The organism is Prosthecomicrobium sp. N25, from assembly GCF_037203705.1.
In the GTDB taxonomy this organism is placed as follows: domain Bacteria; phylum Pseudomonadota; class Alphaproteobacteria; order Rhizobiales; family Ancalomicrobiaceae; genus Prosthecodimorpha.
This window is the reverse complement of the sequence record NZ_JBBCAT010000004.1, coordinates 468,300-486,421: the sequence shown is the minus strand read 5'-3', so window position 1 is coordinate 486,421 and position 18,122 is coordinate 468,300. Positions and strand designations below refer to the sequence as shown.

Sequence of the window (18,122 nt, the reverse complement as noted above, 5' to 3'; positions counted from 1 at the left end):
GAAGCACCAAAGGCCTGGCGGCGCAGTCGGGCGATCTCCAGACGAAGCTTCTCGATGAGCAGCCGCTCACCGGCCTGCACCCGCTCGACGGCCAGCCGCGCCTCCCGCTCCGCGAGGATCATCGCGTGCGCGGCGGCGAGGTCAGAAGGCAGCTCGGGTGCTTCGGTCACGCCAACGATTCTGCCATAAAGCAGAGCTGAAGCAACGACTTATCTCATCCTGCCGCAGTCGGACGCCACCTCTTCTGCGGCATCCGCCAGTCGATCCCTTCGAGCAGGTGGCCGAGCTGGGCGGCCGTGATCGTCACCGTGCTGTCGGCGGTCGAAGGCCACAGGAACCGGCCGCGGTCCAGCCGCTTGGAGTACAGGCACATGCCCTGACCGTCGTGCCAGAGGATCTTGATCAGGTCGCCGCGGCGGCCGCGGAACACGATCAGATGCCCGGAATGCGGATCGCGCCTCAGCGTCTCCTGCGCGATCAGTGCCAAGCCGTCAAAACCCTTGCGCATGTCCGTGTGGCCCGTCGCGAGCCAGACCCTGACGCCGCTCGGAACCGGGATCATCGCCCGCCTAGAACGTCAAGAACGCGACGGAGCGCATCGGCATCCACGTCACGGTCGACGCGAAGCCGGGCGCCGCTCGCAAGGTCGATCTCGATCGTCCCGACTTGGCGGCGCACCCGGGTTCTCGCCGGCGCGAGATATCGACGGGATCTGGCGCACGCGCGACGGGCACCACCTCGATCGGAACCAGCGCGGTCCCCTCCGCCCTCGGCGTCACTGACTGGCACAGCTCTTTCCGCCAGCGGAAAAGCTGGCTCACGTGAATGCCCGCGTCCCGCGCAATCTCCGAGGCCATGACGCCGTCCTCGAACGAGGCAGCCACCAGCCGCTCTTTCTCCGAACGGCGCCATCGCCGCCGAAGTTCGACGGACGTGATTACCTCGACCCGCGGGACCTTCGTCATAGGACTACTCCTAGGATTACTCCTAGGACTTCAGCCCACACAGCTCTCGGCGCAAGGCGGCCTTCGGCGGAGGCTTACGCTCAGGCAGCATTCTTCTGCTGAGCTGCGGCCTTCCAGTTCCAGGGCAGCAGGTCGTTGATCGCCCGTGCGGGATGTCCGGGCAACCGGGCGAGGACGTCGGCGAGCCACGCTCTTGGGTCGATGTCGTTGAGCTTGGCGGTTTCGATCAGGGTGTACATGGCGGCGGCGCGGCGACCGCCGGCATCGGAGCCGGCGAACGTCCAGTTCTTGCGGCCGATCGCGATGCCGCGAACCGTAAGCGTCATCCCGGCCCCACCTACCATTTTGCTCGAGGATCGTCGGAAGTTCGCAGCCTGGAGGGCTTCGACACATGTCGATTTCAGAGCATAAGCACGTGTCCAAGGACGACGATGGTCCTGTCCGCCGCTTCGAGGGCTTCAACGGCGCGGGTCGACGGCGGACGGTGGAGGAGAAGACCGCGATCGTGGCGGAGACGCTCGGCGGGGCCGAGACGGTGTCCGAAGTGGCGCGGCGTCACGACATCTGCCCAAGCTTAGTGTTCACGTGGCGCCGCCAGGCTCGCGAAGGGCGACTCGGCAGTGTCAGGGACGCTCCGCCGCTTCTGCCGGTGACGATCGAAGGCGACGGCGCCGCGACGGCCTGCGGATCGGATCGATCCCGCCGTGCGACGAGGTTGATCGAGATCGACCTCGGCCGTGGTCGGCGGGTCCGGGTCGACCGTGACGTCGATGCCGATGCGCTGCGTCTTGTCCTCGATGTCCTGGGCGGCCGATGATCCCGGTTCCGAGCGGCGTCAGGGTCTGGCTCGCGACGGGCCACACGGACATGCGCAAGGGCTTCGATGGTCTGGCGCTGATCGCTCAGGAGACATTGAAGCGCGATCCGCATTCGGGGCATCTGATCGTGTTCCGCGGTCGCCGCGGCGACCTGATCAAGATCCTGTGGCACGACGGCCGGGGCATGTGCCTGTTCGCCAAGCGGCTGGATCGAGGCCGGTTCCTGTGGCCTTCGACCGCCGACGGCACGGTGACGATCACGGCCGGCCAACTCGGCTATCTGCTCGAAGGGATCGACTGGCGGATGCCGCAGAAGACGTGGCGCCCGACCGCGGCCGGATGAGATAAGCCATTGCTTCGGCTCTGCTTTGTGGCAGAATCGGCAGCGTGACAGAAGCACCCGACCTGCCCTCCGACCTTGCTAGCGCGCACGCGATGATCCTCGCGGAGCGGGAGGCGCGGCTGGCCTTCGAGCGGGTGCAGGCCGGTGATCAGCTGCTCATCGAGAAGCTTCGGCTGAAGATCGCCCGGCTGCGCCGGCAGGCGTTCGGGACTTCCTCAGAACGCGGCCGCAGGCTCGAGCAGTTGGAGCTGATGCTCGAAGACGCCGAGGCGAGCCTGGCGGCTGCGGAGAACGCGGCCGAGGTGGCGCTCGCCGCCCTCGAGCCTGCCAAGAACGAGGCGCGCGACAGGCGCCGGCCGATGCGAGGCCCGCTGCCGAATCACCTGCCGCGCGAGCGGGTCGTCGTGCCGGGGCCGACCGTGTGCTCGTGCTGCGGCGGGGATTGCCTGTCCAAGCTGGGTGAGGACGTCACGGAGACGCTGGAGCGCATCCCGGCGGGAGTGTCAGGAATTTCGTGTGTGGCCTTGGCATGATGGGAACAAAGGAGATGTCCCATGGCCCGCCGCAAGCAGCCCACCATTCCTGACACGATCCTCGACCAGTTGCTGGCCGGAGCCGATCCCAAGACGGCATTTGACCCGAACGGGCTCATCGACGAATTGAAGAAGGCGTTTGCCGAGCGCGCGCTGAACGCCGAGATGGACCACCATCTGGCCAGCGGCGAGAACGGCAACGCCCGTAACGGCTACGGCAAGAAGACGGTGCTGACCGACAGCAGCCGCATCGAACTGGAGGTTCCCCGGGACTGGCAGGCGACGTTCGACCCGCAGTTGATTGCCAAGTACCAGCGACGCTTTCCCGGCTTCGACGACAAGATCATCTCGATGTATGCACGCGGCATGAGCGTGCGCGAGATCGCCGGCCATCTGCGCGAGCTCTACGCCATTGACGTCTCGCCGGACCTGATCAGCGCCGTCACCGACGCCGTGCTGGACGAGATTACGGCTTGGCAGGGGCGGCCGCTTGAGCTTGTCTATCCCCTGGTCTTCTTCGACGCGCTACGGGTCAAGATCCGGGACGAGGGTCTCGTCCGCAATAAGGCCGTGCATGTGGCGCTTGGCGTCAGGGCCGACGGAACCAAGGAAATCCTAGGCATCTGGCTCGAGCAGAACGAGGGCGCAAAGTTCTGGCTTCGGGTCATGAACGAGCTCAGGAACCGCGGCGTCGAGGATATCCTGATCGCCGTGGTCGACGGGCTGAAGGGCTTTCCCGACGCGATCGTCGCAGTCTTCCCCGATGCCACGGTCCAGACCTGCATCGTCCACCTCCTGCGCCAGAGCCTCGACTATGTGTCCTACAAGGACCGCAAATCGGTCGCGGCGGCGCTGAAGGAGATCTACCGGGCACTAGATGCGGCGTCAGGCGCGGCCGCCCTGGACGCTTTCGAGGCGGGTGACTGGGGGCGGAAATATCCGGCCATCTCCCAGAGCTGGCGGTGGGCCTGGCCGGAGGTCGTGCCGTTCTATGCCCTGACCCGTGACGTCCGGCGTCTCGTCTACACCACCAACGCCATCGAGGCCCTGCATGCCAAGCTGAGGCGGGCTGTCAGGGCCCGGGGCCACTTCCCAACCGACGAGGCTGCCTTGAAGTTGCTCTTCCTCGTCTTGAACCGCACCGAGAAAGCGTGGACCATGCCCGCCAGGGAATGGTCCTCCGCGAAGGCCCAGTTCGCCATTCTCTTCGGCGAACGCTTCACGAAGGCCCTCGCCTGATGCCATTCAACCGCTCAGGCCATACACGGAAATCCCGACAGTCCCGGCGGGATCGATCCGATCCGCAGGCCGTCGCGGCGCCGTCGCCTTCGATCGTCACCGGCAGAAGCGGCGGAGCGTCCCTGACACTGCCGAGTCGCCCTTCGCGAGCCTGGCGGCGCCACGTGAACACTAAGCTTGGGCAGATGTCGTGACGCCGCGCCACTTCGGACACCGTCTCGGCCCCGCCGAGCGTCTCCGCCACGATCCGCGCCTTCTCCTCGTCCCGCCACCGTCGACGGCGTTCCGCCCCGAGCACTTCGACCTTCATCGACCTCATCACCTTAAGTCTCGACTTAAGGTCGAACCTTCATCGCCGCGGAACGGGCCACAAGGCGGTACTCGCCGGAGGCTTACTCTGAAATCGACATGTGTGGGAGCCCTCCAGGCTCCGAACTTCCGACGATCCTCGAGCATATTGGTAGGTGGGGCCGGGATGACGCTCTGATGTCCGCTGTCAACCGTTTCGTGCGCAGAAAGCCGTCCGCTCCGCAGAACGGCTCCTCATATCGCGCACAGGTGGAGGCGGGGCCTGATGGACGTCGGTGATCAAGCTCTGACGCGCGGGTTGGCTACCGCATTCCCGAGAGTGCGTCCGGGGCGTTCCCTGTCTTACAGCGGGCGTCGGAGCGAGCCGGCCACAAAGCGTCTGATGGGAGTTCCCCTGCCGCGGCCCCGCCCCCGCCTGTGCGTGATCTATGAACCTGCCGCAGTCTGCGGCACGCCGATCAGGCGGCGCGCATCTGCTGTCCGATGAACCACATGAAGCCGACCAACTCGCGCGCGATGGCGGTGCAGACGATCGTCGTCTTCTTGCCTTTGGCGCTTAGCGCTCGATAGCGTCCCGTCAACCGGGTCTGTGCCTTCCAGGCGATCTCGCGCACGGCTGGGGAGACCTGCTCCAGTTTGTAGAGCTTCTTCGCACCGACCCGCGGCGGATGCGGTAGGTCCAGGCGCTCTCGACCAGCATGTGCCGTACCCGCCCGTTGCCGGCCTTGGTGATCGAGCCGCGCCTGACGGTGTCGCCAGTCGAGTGCTCACTGGGTACGAGGCCGAGATAAGCCATTAATTGGCGGGGGCTCTCGAAGCGGGCGATATCACCAATCTCGCTGACGAAGGTCGCAGCGACGATCAAGTCGATCCCCCTCAAGGCCTGCAGCGCTTGGACAACAGGTGCTAACGACCACTGCGGCAGAAACTGTTCGATCGCCGCCTCGAGCCGTAGCACGCGTTCCTTTGACGTTCTGACTGCCTCCACCATCTCCTGCAGTGCGATCTGATGGGCAGGGTGGTCGAACTTCTGCTCTTGCAACCATCTCAAATAGCGCATGGTCCAGCACTTTGGACGCGAATACACGCGGCCATGCTTGAGCATAAAGCTGCTGACCAGCTGGCGATGCCCGCGTTGGGTCTCGACGGCGGCGGCACGAGCCCGAACCAGGTCCCGCATCGCCTCATGGCTTTCGTCTGGCACCCACACGGCGGTCAACTCGCCGGCGCGCAGGAGCCTGGCCAAACCAACGGCGTCTCGCCGGTTGGTCTTCACCCGATCGCCAGGGCTTCTCGGAATCAACGATGGCGCCACGACCGAGCAACGGTGACCCATCGAGGTGATCAGCCGGTGCAACCCGTAGCCGGTTGGACCAGCCTCATAACAGAAGTGCGCCCGCTCGCACTTCGCTGTAATCCGCTTCACGACCTGGCGCATACTCTCCAAGGCCACATCCACCTCTCCGAGGAAGCGCACCTCGCTGCCGCGCTCCCCGTCCGCCACAGCAATGGCGTTCCGCGCCTTCGACACGTCGATCCCTACGAAAATCTCGCTACAGTGACCCACGGCTCGTCCTCCTGCAGTGAAGATAGGCTCGGCCTCTCTGAGCAATCCTCGAAGGTGCAGTCTAGGGCGAGCCACTCTGGCTCCGCGGACATACGGTCTTACCATCCGCCTGGACCGCTCGACACTCGCGGACTGGGTGGGCAAGGCCGCCTTTCACTTGAGGCCTGTCCATGCGCGGCTGTTCGAGCGTCTGAAGGCGTCGGACAAGCTCTTTGCCTATGAAACGACGGCGCCGGTGCTCGATCCGGCCGCGGCCGCACCAAGACCGGTCGGCTCTTTGCCTATGCCCGCGACGATCGTCCCTGGGGCGGGTGCGACCCGCCCGGCGTCGCCTACCTCTACGCGCCGGACCGCAAGAGCGAGGCCATCGTCCGCCACCTCAAGGGCTTCGTCGGCACGCTGCAGGTCGACGGCTACGCAGGCTATCGAGTGATGCGCTGACCCGCGACGTCCGGTGGTTCGCCTACACCGCCAACGCCATCGGGGCCCCGCATGCCAAGCTCAGGCGGGCTGTCAGGGTCCGGGGCCACTTCCCAGTCACCGTTCAGATCTTAAAAAAATCGAACCACTAATTACACCTGTCTCGAGGGATCTCCCGCATTCTCTGGAGTGCTAAGGTTCTCACAAAAGCTCTACCGCGTGAAATTAAGAGTTCGATATCGGAGTCCGAAATCGCCTTGAGCACGCGCTTGCCCGTCCTTTCCGCCTCAAGGGCCCCTTCTATAAATGCCTTTTGCCGTTGGTTGAAGTCACCATGAGACGCCGCCTTAACATAGCATCCAAAATATTTGAAAGTCCAAACAAAGTAGTCAAAAGCTGATATAAAAGCTAAAGTTTCACCTAATGTTGGGTGCTTTGCATTTAAGTTATCTCGAATCCAATGGTGCCAAAAAAAGAAGGCATATCCGGCAAAGTAATCGGCAAAAAGTTCGTATTCGCGCGGAGTCTTCAGCAAATCGCGGGCAAGCTCAACGTCTTGGCCATCGTGTAATTTACGAACCCAAGCAAACGCATGGCCCATTTCGTGGAAAAGTATAGCTATACTTAAGGCCGCTCTTTCTGAGTGTTGACTATCAAATGAGAATTCAATGAAATCCTGAGAAAGAACCACGGACATAGCAGATTTAGAGAAGCAACCAGGATTGAATAGAACACCTGGTTGGTCAACGAAGGGAAGTCTCTTTGCGATCGCGATCTGAGATCCCAACGAAAAACGTTCCTCTAACTGTTTGTGCGCCAAAGACAGGAATTCACGCCAATTCGGAACGACCTCTTTGCTTAGTTCCCTTGGGACACCAGAAAGACCCAAAATCGCGTAGCGGGCAGCTATCAAGTTTGGAGATCCTGCCATCGCTCCATTGCAAACGGCCTCCTGGTCCACGAGACCGATATTCTGCTGCGCATTCGCTGCTCCACAAACCGCGAGCATGAGAAGAAGCCGAAACATGTAAGTCGCTACCATAAGCGTTCAACCCAAGGTCGTTGAATTGGTTGTCTCGGCAGATCTATCTTGATTCCAGAGCCGGCAGCGGCGATGAAGGAAGATAATGTTAAGCTTGATCCCGCTCGAAATAAGCCAAGGAACTTGTTTGAAAAAATGCCCCCCGAGGAACTTACGAAACTATATTGACCTTCTTGCGCGCTTGCGATCGCAATTCCAAAACTGTTGGACAAGATGGATCGAACTTGATTTGGATCGAAGGTGGCGACAGTCCCAGGCGACGGTGGAACTATGTTGTCGTCGACGTTGCATGCTTCGAAAACCGCAATCAAGGTTCGAGGTCGGCGGGCCCTTAGTTCGTCAACAATTGTCTGTGCGGCGTATTGAGTCTGCCCAGAAGCTCTGTCGGGCAACCACAACATAGGGAGCCGGGAATGTGGGTCGTCCGCACCATGACCAATGTAAAATAGCAGAACAATATCCCGGGCTCCAAACATTTCTACTGATCTCAAATAATCTCTTAGGCCATCTATCTCAAAGCTCGACCCGGAGTATACTTTTCGCACCGTTCGGTAGGCTTTACCCAATGCATCTGGAACGGCCGTCGAGGTGAATTGTTCGATTTGCTCGGCCGCCACCTCTATGAAAGGACCTGCAACGCGGTCATGCGTATCATAAATCTCGAACACATGGATAGTTTGACCACGCACAGGCACAATGAAGCAATTTATCGCCACAAGAAAGGTCATTAATACTCGCATTAGACTCACCGTCATTGTGATATCGGGTTTTGTACGCCAACAGCGATCACGCTACCATTCAAATCCGCGATCATCGAACCAAAAAACTGAGCGCCATTCACAGTCGAGATGGCGAAACCATGAAGCGTATTATTGTTGCCGCGACTCTTGCTAAGAAGATAATCAACCCGGCGCAAGCCCCCTGCCCGCCGGATTGCTTGGCTTAGATGCGGGACCAGTTTTGCTCCGTTGACGAAACTGATACGGTAAAACTTGTAATACGCATCCTCGGTCAGATAAGCATAAAAGGCGCTTTCGTACGGTACAGGATCCACCACTGCTGCCATTTGATCTACCGCTTGAGGTGGGATAAGCGGGTTGATGAAGGCGTACCGACTGACAGCGTTATTAATTAAGTTGTAGAAATCCTCGGCATATAAGTCGCTTTCCGACTTGACAAGCTTGTACTCGTCTCCTGACGTAGGTCTCGGAGGTCGGGCTGGGTTGAATCTAACGATGCAAACCGTTTGATCCCCGAACGGGCAAGGCTGATTTTCCTGACTACTAGTGTTTGTAAGCGGAATGAGCTGAAAAACCATGAAGCTTAAGGTCAGCAATACACTGCTATAGCCCATAGCCCCCCCCCACGAATTACAATGTAAACAAACGCTACACCACCGAAATTGCCATGTCTAGACTTCTGAAATAGAAGTCTGCCATCAAAGGGGTAGGTGGGCTCTGCGCGAATTGTGAGCTTTCTTCGAGGGCCGAGGCGTGATGAAAAGGGGGGCGAGGTTAGTTTTTATGCGTTTCCATACTCCTCTGGGGGCGACCAACGCAGCTATGTCGAGGTCTCCATTTGGCAAATGTCATGGTGGCCGTACTTTCTCGTTCAACTGGCGGATTCGCCTCACGGCTTTAGAGAGGCAGTTTTTAAGGCCTTCTGCCGTTGCTCCGTTTGGGGTGATGCGGCCGGGTCTAGGACCTGCCTAGTCCGCGCAACACCTGCAGTTTGCCGAACTCGGGTAGACCGCGCCGAACCGCTCCTCTCAGAGCGGGCAGATGTCGACCACCAGCCAAGTCGAAACGCCGTCCTTCGCCGAGTCCGGCCCCGGGACCAAGGTCTTCAGTGCCACCTCGCCACCCGGTGAGCAGTTACCTCCGGCCGGAGCGAGGCCGGTCGGCCAGCCCGGCAATCGCCTCGGCGTGGTGACGATCCACCCAGTCGCGTGGCGTCTCGCGATCTTTCTCGGCTCTCCGCGCAACGCTGCCCGGCTTGTTTTCGACACCGGGTTGGCGATCGCCAGCAGTCGTGCCGCCACACGGCCGTCGGCGTCCGCAGGAGCGAAGTGCCAAGATATTCTCAATCTGAAGTTATCCTGATGGTGAGAGCTGCAATCGCCGGATTCAGCAATTTTCGACGTCGCCGGACGGGATGCCGGTGGCACACTTCAAGGTTTTCAGCGACCTCAGATCGCCGGTCATATTCGCGAGATTCGTGATTATCTCGAGAAACCGAACGCAATCCTCCCCAATCCGATCGTCGTGGCGTTCACCGGCGCCGCGACACTGGAGCCCTTGCTGCCTCTCAACGGTGCGCCGGGCCGGTTCAGCCGGCTGACGATCGGCGTCGCCGCCGGGCCGCCAGCCTGGATCGTGGACGGGCAGCAGCGTTTCACGGCGCTGAGCGAGTTACGGGGCCGCGAGTTCGAAGTTCTCGTTTCTGGCTTCATTTGTGAAAGTGGTGAGGAACTACAGAAGCAGTTCATTCTTATCAACAACACCCGGCCGCTGCCAAAGGCCCTCGTTTACGAACTGCTCCCACAGGTGAGCGACCTGCCCCGGCGAATGTCGAACCGCAGCCAAGCCGCGCTCATCACCGAGGCGCTCAATTACCGCCCCGGCTCGGCGTTGCGCGCGCTAATCCGGCAGCAGACCAACCCGAAGGGCATGATCCGCGATACGGTGCTTCAGCGGGTGATCATGAACTCGCTTACCGATGGCGCCTTACGGCTTTACGCCGATGACGACCGGCTGCTGCTGGACAGAGGTGTTCGGCTGGTCAGCGAGTCTTTCCACGCCGTCAAGCACGTGTTTGAGGACGACTCGGACGGCAAGACGCCCAAAACCTCACGTCTCGTTCATGGCGCTGGAATCATTGCAATGGGCTAATACCAACGGCCGCGACGGCTGACTCGCGGGGGATTCCCATCGGCTTTGCGGCGTGATTCAAGATGGCATGGAGGGTTCATGCCATGGCCAGGGCGATCGCGATCACGGGAGATTGGACGGCGTCGGAGCTGCGACGTCTGGCGGCGGCGTCGCGGCACGCGAACCAGAGCCGGCGGCTTTTGTCGCTTGCGGCGGTGCTGGACGGGATGAACCGGACCGAGGCGGCCAAGATCGGCGGGATGGACCGCCAGACGCTGCGCGACTGGGTCCACCGCTTCAACGAACATGGGCCGGAAGGCCTGAAGGACGATCTCGCGCGGCCGAGACCGCGGCGGCTGACGGCCGCCCAAGAGGCGGAGCTTGCGGCCATCGTCGAGACCGGCCCCGATCGCTCGGTCCATGGCGTGGTGCGCTGGCGGCGGGTCGATCTTCGGGCGCTCGTCGCCGAGCGATTCGGGGTCGAGTACCACGAGCGCACAATCGGCAAGCTTTTAAGTACGCTTGGCTTCTCCCACGTCAGCGCGCGTCCACGACACCCAAAGCAGGATGGCGAGGTCATCCAGACGTTCAAAAAAACTTCGCGCGCACGCTCCAAGCCCATGTCGGCCGGATAGCCCGCCGCAAGCCCATCGAGATCTGGTTCCAAGACGAAGCCCGCATCGGCCAGAAGAACGGCCTGGTCCGGCAGTGGGCCCGGCGCGGCACGCGACCGAGCCAACCCGCAGACCAGCGTACGAGAGCGCCTATCTTTTCGGCGCGATCTGCCCGGCCAGGGGCGTCGGCGCCGCTCTGGCACTGCCCTTCGCCGACACCGAGGGGATGCAGTTCCACATCGACGAGATCGCCCGCCACATCGCCAAGGGCGCCCACGCCGTGCTGCTGCTCGACCGCGCCGGCTGGCACACCACTGGCGCGTTGAAGTGGCCGGCCAGCATCACGCCGATCCTCCTGCCGTCGCGCTCCCCAGAACTGAACCCAGTCGAGCAGGTCTGGCAGTTCCTGCGCGCTAACTTCCTCTCAAACCGGGTCTTCGAGACCTACGACGAGATCATCGCGGCGGCGTGCGAAGCCTGGAACAAGCTCGTCGCGCTCCCCGAGACCATCACGTCCATCGGCCTACGCGATTGGGCGCATATCGGTCAGCCATGAGGGCCGTTGGTATAAGTCATGGAAGCGCTCCACGTGATGGCAGGGGCGGAGGACCGCGACGCGTTCGCGCGCGGCCTGCGACTCCTGAAGCCGAAGACAGCGTGGAGCACTGGCGAATGGGCGTTCGGCGAGGCAAGACGGCGTTGGAACGGGCTTCAGAATGTTCCTTCTGACATCCGGCAACTCTCGCTCTACCTGGTCGGCGAACTGAAGCGGGCGCTCTCACAGGCGGAGGCGGCGTGACCTATGTTCTACGCTGTCAAAGATATCCTCTACACGTTGCAGGGTGAGGGGCGGATTGCCGGGCGTGCGGCGGTATTCCGCCGCTTCGCCGGCTGCACTCTCTGGTCTGGCCGGAAGAGCGATCGTCGCACGGCGTGGTGCAACTTCTGTGAAACAGATTTCGTCGGCATGGACGAGCCGGGTGGTGGCCGGTTCTCGACTGCGCCCGTGCTTGCCCGGGCCGTCGAACGAGCATGGCCGGTCGGCGCGGCCGGGCGACGACTGGTCGTTCTTTCCGCTGGCGAGCCCCTTCTTCACGACGAGAGCTTGATCGCCGCGCTTAAAGGCGCCCACTTCGAAGTGGCAGTCGAGGCGAATGGGACCGTCGAGCCGCCGGCCGGCATCGATTGGCTCTGCGAGCCCGAAAGTCACGGCACCTCTCGCCGTGAGCGGCGGCGATGAACTCAACCTCATCTATCTTCAGCGTGACGTTGCAACCGAGCGCTTCGAACTGCTCGGATGGTCACCTGCTGCTGCAGCCCACGCCCCGCCCGAACCGTGAGGCCAACACGGCTGCAGCCGTGGCCTACTACATTGCCATTCGCGCTGGCGCTTGACGATCCAGACTCACAAGGTGCTCGGATTTCCCTGATGTTTGACCTCAGCAAACAGTTCCGGTTCGAGGCAGCGCACACGCTTCACCGAGAGGTTGACGCGGAGCCGAGCCGCCGCATCCACGGCCTCTCCTATCGCGCGGAAGTGACGGTGCGAGGTCTCGTTGGTCCAGTTACAGGGATTGTGGTTGACCTCGGCCAGTTCGAGCGCGCGCTTGAGACAGAGCGCGGAGCCCTCGACCACCGCTTCCTCGATGGGATCAACGACCTCGGCCCAGCCAAACTGGAGAATCTATCCGTGTGGATCTTGCATCGCACGGCGCCGGTCTGCTGCGGCCTCGCGAACGAAAGCGTTTACCGAGACTCGAGCGGTGACACCCGCAGCTACTCCTGGGCGACGACAGGGGCCAAGATCAATGGATGATCGCACCGCGCTCGTTCTCTAAGACATTGAAGCGCGATCCGCATTCGGGACATCTGATCGTGTTCCGCGGTCGCCGCGGCGACCTGATCAAGATCCTGTGGCACGACGGCCAGGGCATGTGCCTGTTCGCCAAGCGGCTGGACCGAGGGCGTTTCCTGTGGCCGTCGACCGCCGACGGCACGGTGACGATCACGGCCGGCCAACTCGGCTATCTGCGCGAAGGGATCGACTGGCGGATGCCGCAGAAGACGTGGCGCCCGACCGCGGCTGGATGAGATAAGCCATTGCTTCAGCTTTGCTTTGTGGCAGAATCGGCAGCGTGACAGAAGCACCCGACCTGCCCTCCGACCTTGCTAGCGCGCACGCGATGATCCTCGCGGAGCGGGAGGCGCGGCTGGCCTTCGAGCGGGTGCAGGCCGGTGATCAGCTGCTCATCGAGAAGCTTCGGCTGAAGATCGCCCGGCTGCGCCGGCAGGCGTTCGGGACTTCCTCAGAACGCGGCCGCAGGCTCGAGCAGTTGGAGCTGATGCTCGAAGACGCCGAGGCGAGCCTGGCGGCTGCGGAGATCGCGGCCGAGGTGGCGCTCGCCGCCATCGAGCCTGCCAAGAACGAGGCGCGCGACAGGCGCCGGCCGATGCGAGGCCCGCTGCCGGATCACCTGCCGCGCGAGCGGGTCGTCGTGCCGGGGCCGACCGTGTGCTCGTGCTGCGGCGGGGATCGCCTGTCCAAGCTGGGTGAGGACGTCACCGAGACCCTAGAGGTGGTGCCGCGGCAATGGAAGGTGATCCAGACGGTTCGGGAGAAGTTCAGCTGTCGAGAGTGCGAAGCGATCGACCAAGCTCCGGCGCCGTTCCACGCCATCCCGCGCGGTCACGTCGGACCGAACCTTCTGGCGATGGTGCTGTTCGAGAAGTATGGCCAGCATCAGCCACTGAACCGACAGAGCGAGCGCTATGCCCGCGAAGGGATCGACCTCGGCCTGTCTACGCTGGCGGATCACGTTGGCACGGCGACCCACGTGCTCATGCCGTTGTTCCGGCGCCTGGAAGCTCACGTCTTTGCCGCCAAGCGGCTGCACGGTGACGACACGACGGTCCCGGTGCTCGCGAAGGGAAAAACGTCGACCGGGCGCATATGGACCTATGTCCGCGACGACCGCCCCTTCGCCGGCCGTGCCCCGCCGGCGGCCGTGTTCTACTACTCGCCCGATCGCGCGGGGACCCATCCTGCCGCGCACCTCGCCGGTTGGCAGGGGCTCTTCCAGGCCGATGCCTACAGCGGCTACGGCGCACTCTACGATCCGGCGCGACGAACGGAGGCGATCCTCGAAGCGGGGTGTTGGAGCCATGCCCGTCGCCCCTTCTTCGTGATGGCGGACGTTGAGGCAGCGGCGCGCCGCAAGGCGCAGTCGAAGGGCAAGGTTGCGCCGGTGATATCGCCGATCGCGCTGAACATCGTGCGCCGCATCGACGCGCTGTTCGAGATCGAGCGGGAGATCAACGGCCTCGCCGCCGACCAAAGGCTCGAGGTTCGACATGAACAGAGCCGGCCGCTGGTCGACGCTCTACATGCCGTCATGGTCGAGCATCGCGCCACGCTGTCCCGCAGCAGCGACATCGCCAAGGCCATCGACTACTTGCTGAAGCGCTGGGACGCCTTCACCCGCTTCCTGGCCGATGGACGCGTCTGCCTCTCCAACAACGCGGCCGAACGAGCCCTCCGTGGCATAGCTTTGGGCCGGAAATCCTGGCTGTTCGCCGGCTCCGACCGGGGCGGCCAGCGGGCAGCGACGATCATCAGCCTGATCGCGACGGCCAAGATGAACGACGTCGACCCCCAGGCATGGCTCGCCGACGTGCTCGCACGCATCGCCGAACACCCGGCAAGCCGGCTCGACGAACTCTTGCCCTGGAAATGGCAAAAGCCCCAGCCGTCACGTTCCGCAGCCTGAACAGCCTGTGTCTGTGGCCGTCACCGGAAGGTTACGCAGGAACGCGCTGATAGCGGCAATGTAAGGCGGCCTCCTAGACTCTTCCCCGACCTCCCCAGATCTGCCTTGCTCCGAGCCGGGTTCCACTTTCCCTCGCCTGACGATCGAGAACGGCGCACCAGACGATGCGTTTCAGGAAGTCCAATTTAAGGCTACATGAGGCCGAGTTGGACAAGCATTCGTGCATTCCCATTAAAGCGTCTTAAGGTATTCGATAAGAGCCCGACGCTCATGCTCGCTCATCAACTCTGCGCCGTACTCGTGGCCATTGTTGTAGTTGCCGAGGATTGGCGCGCCCGTTGTATCGCGCACCGTAAATACCGACGAAGCTCCGGGCTGCTCCACCGCTAGGCCGACCCGGACCGGGTCGAACTCCGCCCCGACCAAAAAGTGCTCGGGTCGTACCGGCCTGCCGGGATCGAAGGTGCGGGTCGCCGGTTCGCCCGAGCGCACGGCAATTCGCAGTCGAGCCGGCAAAAGAAGATCGTAGAGCGTGGGCACGGACCCGTTGTGAAGGTAGGGAGCGGTTGCCCAGATTCCGTTCAGCGGGCGAGCCTTGTATGCAAGAATGTCATCCTGGCTTCTTAGGCACAGCGCAGCCTTCTCTTTGCGGGTCGGATCCTTCTCCTCGGGGAGATAGTTGATTGCCTCGCGTTCTGCACCAACGACAGCGGCGGGGCGGGTTGTGCCGAAGAAATAATCTTCCAAAGTCTTTCTTGCAAGCTCGTCGGCCTGCCCGAGAATCGAGCCGACCGCCAAGTTGACCAGCATAGCCCGGGTGACGTCCTCCTCGGCGATGCGATCCTTGACTATCACGAGCTGCCGTCGCCCGGCCAGGTTGCCTGATTTGGCATGGTGCAAGTAAGTATTGCAAGCGAGCGCGATATCGGTAGTCTCAAATCCTGCCGCCGAGAGCGGCTTCATTTGCTCGCCGGCCGCGGACTTGAGGTCGGTCCGGGCGAGCGGTTTGTGGCACCCGGCGCAGTTTCGCTCAAACAGGCCTTTCCCTATTGAGGCTTGGTCCCAGTCAATCGACCCGAGAAGTTCCTCCGGCCATCGCGGCGACATCAGCGTGCCTAGCTGACGTTCTATGTCGACCATTGCCGCAACACGCAGGCTGGAGCGGTGGTGCGGCCGGCGCTTGTCAGTTTCGATATGCGCGAAGACGCCAATTACTTCGGCGGTATTGCGCACGAGCGCGCCGAGATCCGTGTTCTTGCCGAAAAATGGGACGCTTGCGGCGTTAGCGGCAATGCCGTTCCACTGCACCTTGCCGAGCTGGGGCGCGTTCCAGATGTGAGGATAGCTCGCAGGTGCATCGGCCGGTTGCGACATGACCGGCTCGGGCGCGCCAACGACGGACACGACCTTGTTAAGGATGTGGCCCTGCGCGTCGAGTCGGCCATGTCCATATCGGACGGAGGAGGCGTTCTGGGCCTCTAGTCGCTCTAGCCAGGCTGCCACTTCAACGACTTGCACCTCCAAAAGCTGTCGATTCTCGACCGACATGGTTTGCCCAAGGACGGATCGCGCGAAGCGGTCGAACTTGCGGCGGTCCTTCAGAGTGGCTCCGAGTGAACCGACCACCTGCTCGGTGAGGCTTTGAAAATCGGCCAGCGTTGGCGCGCCGTCGATCCGAATTGTTCGTCCAGCATACGTGATCTGCCCTGTGTGGCAGGCGGAGCAGTTCATCCCGACCCAGGGCTGCCGCATCAATCGCGTCTCACAGGACCGGGGGAACACGTCGCACATGAGGTCGGCGTTATCGGTCCCGTCGAGATCCACCGCAAAGCCAATGGGCAGTTGGCCACCGCCTCGCGGGATGTAGCCGAGGCGGATGACATTTACGTCGTCCAGCAGGAGTGCCTCGCTATTTGGCAGTTCGAGCGCGCGAAGCCAAGCGACTGGAAGAAGTCGCGAACCCTGGGAGACCTCGTACCACCAGTCCCGATCGTTATCATTCCAGCCTTGGTCCAAGCAACGAACGGCCGTTCCGCACCCCGTGCCCGCGCCTGCAAACCCAGTTGACTGGGGCAGGAACGCTGTCAAAATCAAGACAAGCGCCACGCACCACGCCGTCTTGCGGCTAGAGTATCGTCCTAACAACGGCGCATTGTTTCTTTTCCTCATGAAATGAGCTCCTTAGTTATATAGCAGATACGGCGCATTCGTCTCCGCTTACAGTTCAACGTTTCATCAGGGAATTCTGGGACTTATTTGTTCCTTCTAAGGATGATATTGGACTGAGCGGCTTGAGCACCTGTCCAGTCGGTAAGCAAATCCTTGGATTCGTCGTCATCAAACGCAGGGACATCGTCCAGGAGCGGACCTGGCAATGGGTCCGGTCGGACCGTTCTGCCTGATGACACTACAGCAGGAAAATCACCGCGCGCCCCTCGAACCGCTGAAAGCACAATCGGTAAAGCTAGCTCATGACCGGTTCTGGCCAAACTTTGAACAGCTGATCGAGCAAGTTCAGTAGAAAACTCCTGGCCCACGCTCTTGGCCGCAACTGTAGTATGAGCTACCATTCGGAGAAGAAAAATCGCCTCTAGTGATTGTGTTCGCTTAGCAAGTTGACCAAGTGAACTTGTACTCTGCAAAGCCAGTGACCTAAGAAGGTTGGTTTTCAATCTCGTACTTCTGTCGGGCTCGCTAGGAATCGACGAGACAGGAAACCCCAGTGGCCGAGCCAACAGCGTGGCATCTTGCTCTGCCCCGAGCATCTCAAGAATTCGGAGCGCATTGACCCAGAGATCGCTAGGCTCCGCCCTTAGTAAATTTCGGATGATATCAAGATCTCTGTCAGTTAACTTCGAGATAGCCTCAAGAGGTGGCCGTTCAAGCCAAGCCGACTCTAAAAGCTCTCGGAGATACTCTGGCATATCGCGCAACTCCTGGCCTGCCACCGTGGTGAGTTGATCCCCGACGACTAGGAAAGAAGGCGATGAAACTCCGCGAACTGATGGAAGTCTTGCATTTCGCATCGCTTTACATGTTTCCTCAGATATTGCCGTGCTCATTTTACTTGGATTCCAAAACATAACGTCGGTCTTTTCAATGTCACTCGCCTGACTAACACTGGAACCCTGTGCAACATGATCTCGCCCGACTACGTGGCCCCGCTCGTGCAACCACACGATCTCCCCGCGTGAGGAAAAGTCTGCAGTTACCGCCATCTTGTCTGAACCCAACGGAGCACATCCGGCTGCCTGCCACCCAGCACAATCCTCAATTGACAAAACCAACAGTACATTGGCATCCGGCTGCACTCGACTTAACGCTTCCTGATGTTGTCGGGCCGAGCCACGAATTGGCAGCCGCCCATCGTTTATCACCTCTGCTTCTCTCACGAACTCCACGGAGCAGGGCTTGTCCCATCCATAATTTGCTCTTTGAGCACTGCGTGAGATGCTCCTAAGTATCTCGTCGATGTCTTCATTTGTGGCCAAAACAGCCGGGTTCTTAACCACTTTTAGGCGGTGCTGAGAAAAAACACCAACAACAGGCGCCGCAACCGCAGGCTCCTGCGCCGTCGACCATTGGACATGCAACCCGAGACAGACAACAACAATAGTAACAGCTGTCGTTTTCAT

General features: G+C 61.4%; 17 protein-coding genes and 6 pseudogenes. 13 read left to right on the top strand and 10 right to left on the bottom strand.

Annotated features, from left to right (window positions below; translation table 11 throughout):
- Positions 1 to 214: 214 nt before the first annotated feature.
- From tnpB (WBG79_RS24475) to WBG79_RS24465, 3 genes and pseudogenes are all read right to left on the bottom strand, one after another.
- On the bottom strand, positions 215 to 562 hold the full coding sequence (gene tnpB / locus WBG79_RS24475; protein ID WP_337359853.1) for an IS66 family insertion sequence element accessory protein TnpB: 348 nt from the start codon (positions 560 to 562) through the stop codon (positions 215 to 217).
- A 7-nt stretch (positions 563 to 569) separates the two neighbouring features.
- Positions 570 to 965 (bottom strand): transposase, encoded by a 396-nt coding sequence (locus WBG79_RS24470; RefSeq protein ID WP_337359852.1) that lies wholly within the window; start codon positions 963 to 965, stop codon positions 570 to 572.
- An 80-nt stretch (positions 966 to 1,045) separates the two neighbouring features.
- Positions 1,046 to 1,279, bottom strand: a pseudogene (locus tag WBG79_RS24465) (transposase domain-containing protein); the annotation flags it as partial.
- Between the two features lie 77 nt (positions 1,280 to 1,356).
- Between WBG79_RS24465 and tnpA (WBG79_RS24460) the strand changes: the two are divergent.
- From tnpA (WBG79_RS24460) to WBG79_RS24445, 4 genes and pseudogenes are all read left to right on the top strand, one after another.
- On the top strand, positions 1,357 to 1,782 hold the full coding sequence (gene tnpA / locus WBG79_RS24460) for an IS66-like element accessory protein TnpA (RefSeq protein ID WP_337359851.1): 426 nt from the start codon (positions 1,357 to 1,359) through the stop codon (positions 1,780 to 1,782).
- Positions 1,779 to 2,126, top strand: a complete 348-nt coding sequence (tnpB, locus tag WBG79_RS24455; RefSeq protein WP_337359850.1) for an IS66 family insertion sequence element accessory protein TnpB — start codon at positions 1,779 to 1,781, stop codon at positions 2,124 to 2,126. Before tnpA (WBG79_RS24460) ends, tnpB (WBG79_RS24455) begins: the two co-directional genes overlap by 4 nt.
- A gap of 92 nt (positions 2,127 to 2,218) precedes the next feature.
- Positions 2,219 to 2,620 (top strand): annotated as a pseudogene (locus WBG79_RS24450) (IS66 family transposase); the annotation flags it as partial.
- A 60-nt stretch (positions 2,621 to 2,680) separates the two neighbouring features.
- Positions 2,681 to 3,898: an IS256 family transposase gene (locus WBG79_RS24445; RefSeq protein WP_337359848.1), complete on the top strand. Its 1,218-nt coding sequence runs from the start codon at positions 2,681 to 2,683 to the stop codon at positions 3,896 to 3,898.
- Here WBG79_RS24445 and tnpA (WBG79_RS24440) read toward each other — a convergent pair.
- Entirely contained in the window at positions 3,879 to 4,208 is a 330-nt protein-coding gene (gene tnpA / locus WBG79_RS24440; protein ID WP_337359847.1) for an IS66-like element accessory protein TnpA, read from the bottom strand. The genes WBG79_RS24445 and tnpA (WBG79_RS24440) overlap by 20 nt on opposite strands.
- A 457-nt stretch (positions 4,209 to 4,665) precedes the next feature.
- Positions 4,666 to 5,774, bottom strand: a pseudogene (locus WBG79_RS24435) (IS110 family transposase).
- A 103-nt stretch (positions 5,775 to 5,877) separates the two neighbouring features.
- On the opposite strand from WBG79_RS24435, the pseudogene WBG79_RS24430 reads away from it, so the two are divergent.
- Positions 5,878 to 6,209 (top strand): annotated as a pseudogene (locus WBG79_RS24430) (IS66 family transposase); the annotation flags it as partial.
- Positions 6,210 to 6,342: 133 nt separating this feature from the next.
- Here WBG79_RS24430 and WBG79_RS24425 read toward each other — a convergent pair.
- The 3 genes from WBG79_RS24425 to WBG79_RS24415 form a co-directional block, all read right to left on the bottom strand.
- A complete protein-coding gene (locus WBG79_RS24425; protein ID WP_337359846.1) occupies positions 6,343 to 7,155 on the bottom strand; it encodes a hypothetical protein in 813 nt (270 codons plus the stop codon).
- 74 nt (positions 7,156 to 7,229) lie between these two features.
- On the bottom strand, positions 7,230 to 7,964 hold the full coding sequence (locus WBG79_RS24420) for a caspase family protein (protein ID WP_337359845.1): 735 nt from the start codon (positions 7,962 to 7,964) through the stop codon (positions 7,230 to 7,232).
- A 23-nt stretch (positions 7,965 to 7,987) separates the two neighbouring features.
- Positions 7,988 to 8,590 carry a hypothetical protein gene (locus tag WBG79_RS24415; protein WP_337359844.1) on the bottom strand — a complete coding sequence of 201 codons (603 nt, stop codon included), beginning with the start codon at positions 8,588 to 8,590 and terminating at the stop codon, positions 7,988 to 7,990.
- A 427-nt stretch (positions 8,591 to 9,017) separates the two neighbouring features.
- Between WBG79_RS24415 and WBG79_RS24410 the strand changes: the two genes are divergently transcribed.
- From WBG79_RS24410 to tnpC, 8 genes and pseudogenes are all read left to right on the top strand, one after another.
- Entirely contained in the window at positions 9,018 to 9,338 is a 321-nt protein-coding gene (locus WBG79_RS24410; RefSeq protein WP_337359843.1) for a hypothetical protein, read from the top strand.
- A 9-nt stretch (positions 9,339 to 9,347) separates the two neighbouring features.
- Positions 9,348 to 10,127 (top strand): DGQHR domain-containing protein, encoded by a 780-nt coding sequence (locus WBG79_RS24405; protein WP_337359862.1) that lies wholly within the window; start codon positions 9,348 to 9,350, stop codon positions 10,125 to 10,127.
- A gap of 83 nt (positions 10,128 to 10,210) precedes the next feature.
- Positions 10,211 to 11,276 (top strand): annotated as a pseudogene (locus WBG79_RS24400) (IS630 family transposase).
- Positions 11,277 to 11,294: 18 nt separating this feature from the next.
- Positions 11,295 to 11,519 (top strand): hypothetical protein, encoded by a 225-nt coding sequence (locus WBG79_RS24395; RefSeq protein WP_337359842.1) that lies wholly within the window; start codon positions 11,295 to 11,297, stop codon positions 11,517 to 11,519.
- Between the two features lie 3 nt (positions 11,520 to 11,522).
- Positions 11,523 to 12,150 (top strand): annotated as a pseudogene (gene queE / locus WBG79_RS24390) (7-carboxy-7-deazaguanine synthase).
- On the top strand, positions 12,150 to 12,536 hold the full coding sequence (locus WBG79_RS24385; protein ID WP_337359841.1) for a 6-pyruvoyl trahydropterin synthase family protein: 387 nt from the start codon (positions 12,150 to 12,152) through the stop codon (positions 12,534 to 12,536). Before queE ends, WBG79_RS24385 begins: the two are co-directional and overlap by 1 nt.
- Positions 12,533 to 12,811 carry an IS66 family insertion sequence element accessory protein TnpB gene (gene tnpB / locus WBG79_RS24380; RefSeq protein ID WP_337359840.1) on the top strand — a complete coding sequence of 93 codons (279 nt, stop codon included), beginning with the start codon at positions 12,533 to 12,535 and terminating at the stop codon, positions 12,809 to 12,811. Before WBG79_RS24385 ends, tnpB (WBG79_RS24380) begins: the two co-directional genes overlap by 4 nt.
- A 92-nt stretch (positions 12,812 to 12,903) precedes the next feature.
- Positions 12,904 to 14,487, top strand: a complete 1,584-nt coding sequence (gene tnpC / locus WBG79_RS24375; RefSeq protein ID WP_337359861.1) for an IS66 family transposase — start codon at positions 12,904 to 12,906, stop codon at positions 14,485 to 14,487.
- Positions 14,488 to 14,718: 231 nt separating this feature from the next.
- Here the strand turns inward: tnpC and WBG79_RS24370 are convergent, their stop codons facing one another.
- The gene (locus WBG79_RS24370; protein ID WP_337359839.1) at positions 14,719 to 16,656 is read right to left on the bottom strand and encodes a di-heme-cytochrome C peroxidase; all 1,938 of its coding nucleotides are present in this window, start codon (positions 16,654 to 16,656) and stop codon (positions 14,719 to 14,721) included.
- 83 nt (positions 16,657 to 16,739) lie between these two features.
- Positions 16,740 to 18,122, bottom strand: coding sequence for a hypothetical protein (locus tag WBG79_RS24365; protein WP_337359838.1), 1,383 nt, complete (start codon positions 18,120 to 18,122; stop codon positions 16,740 to 16,742).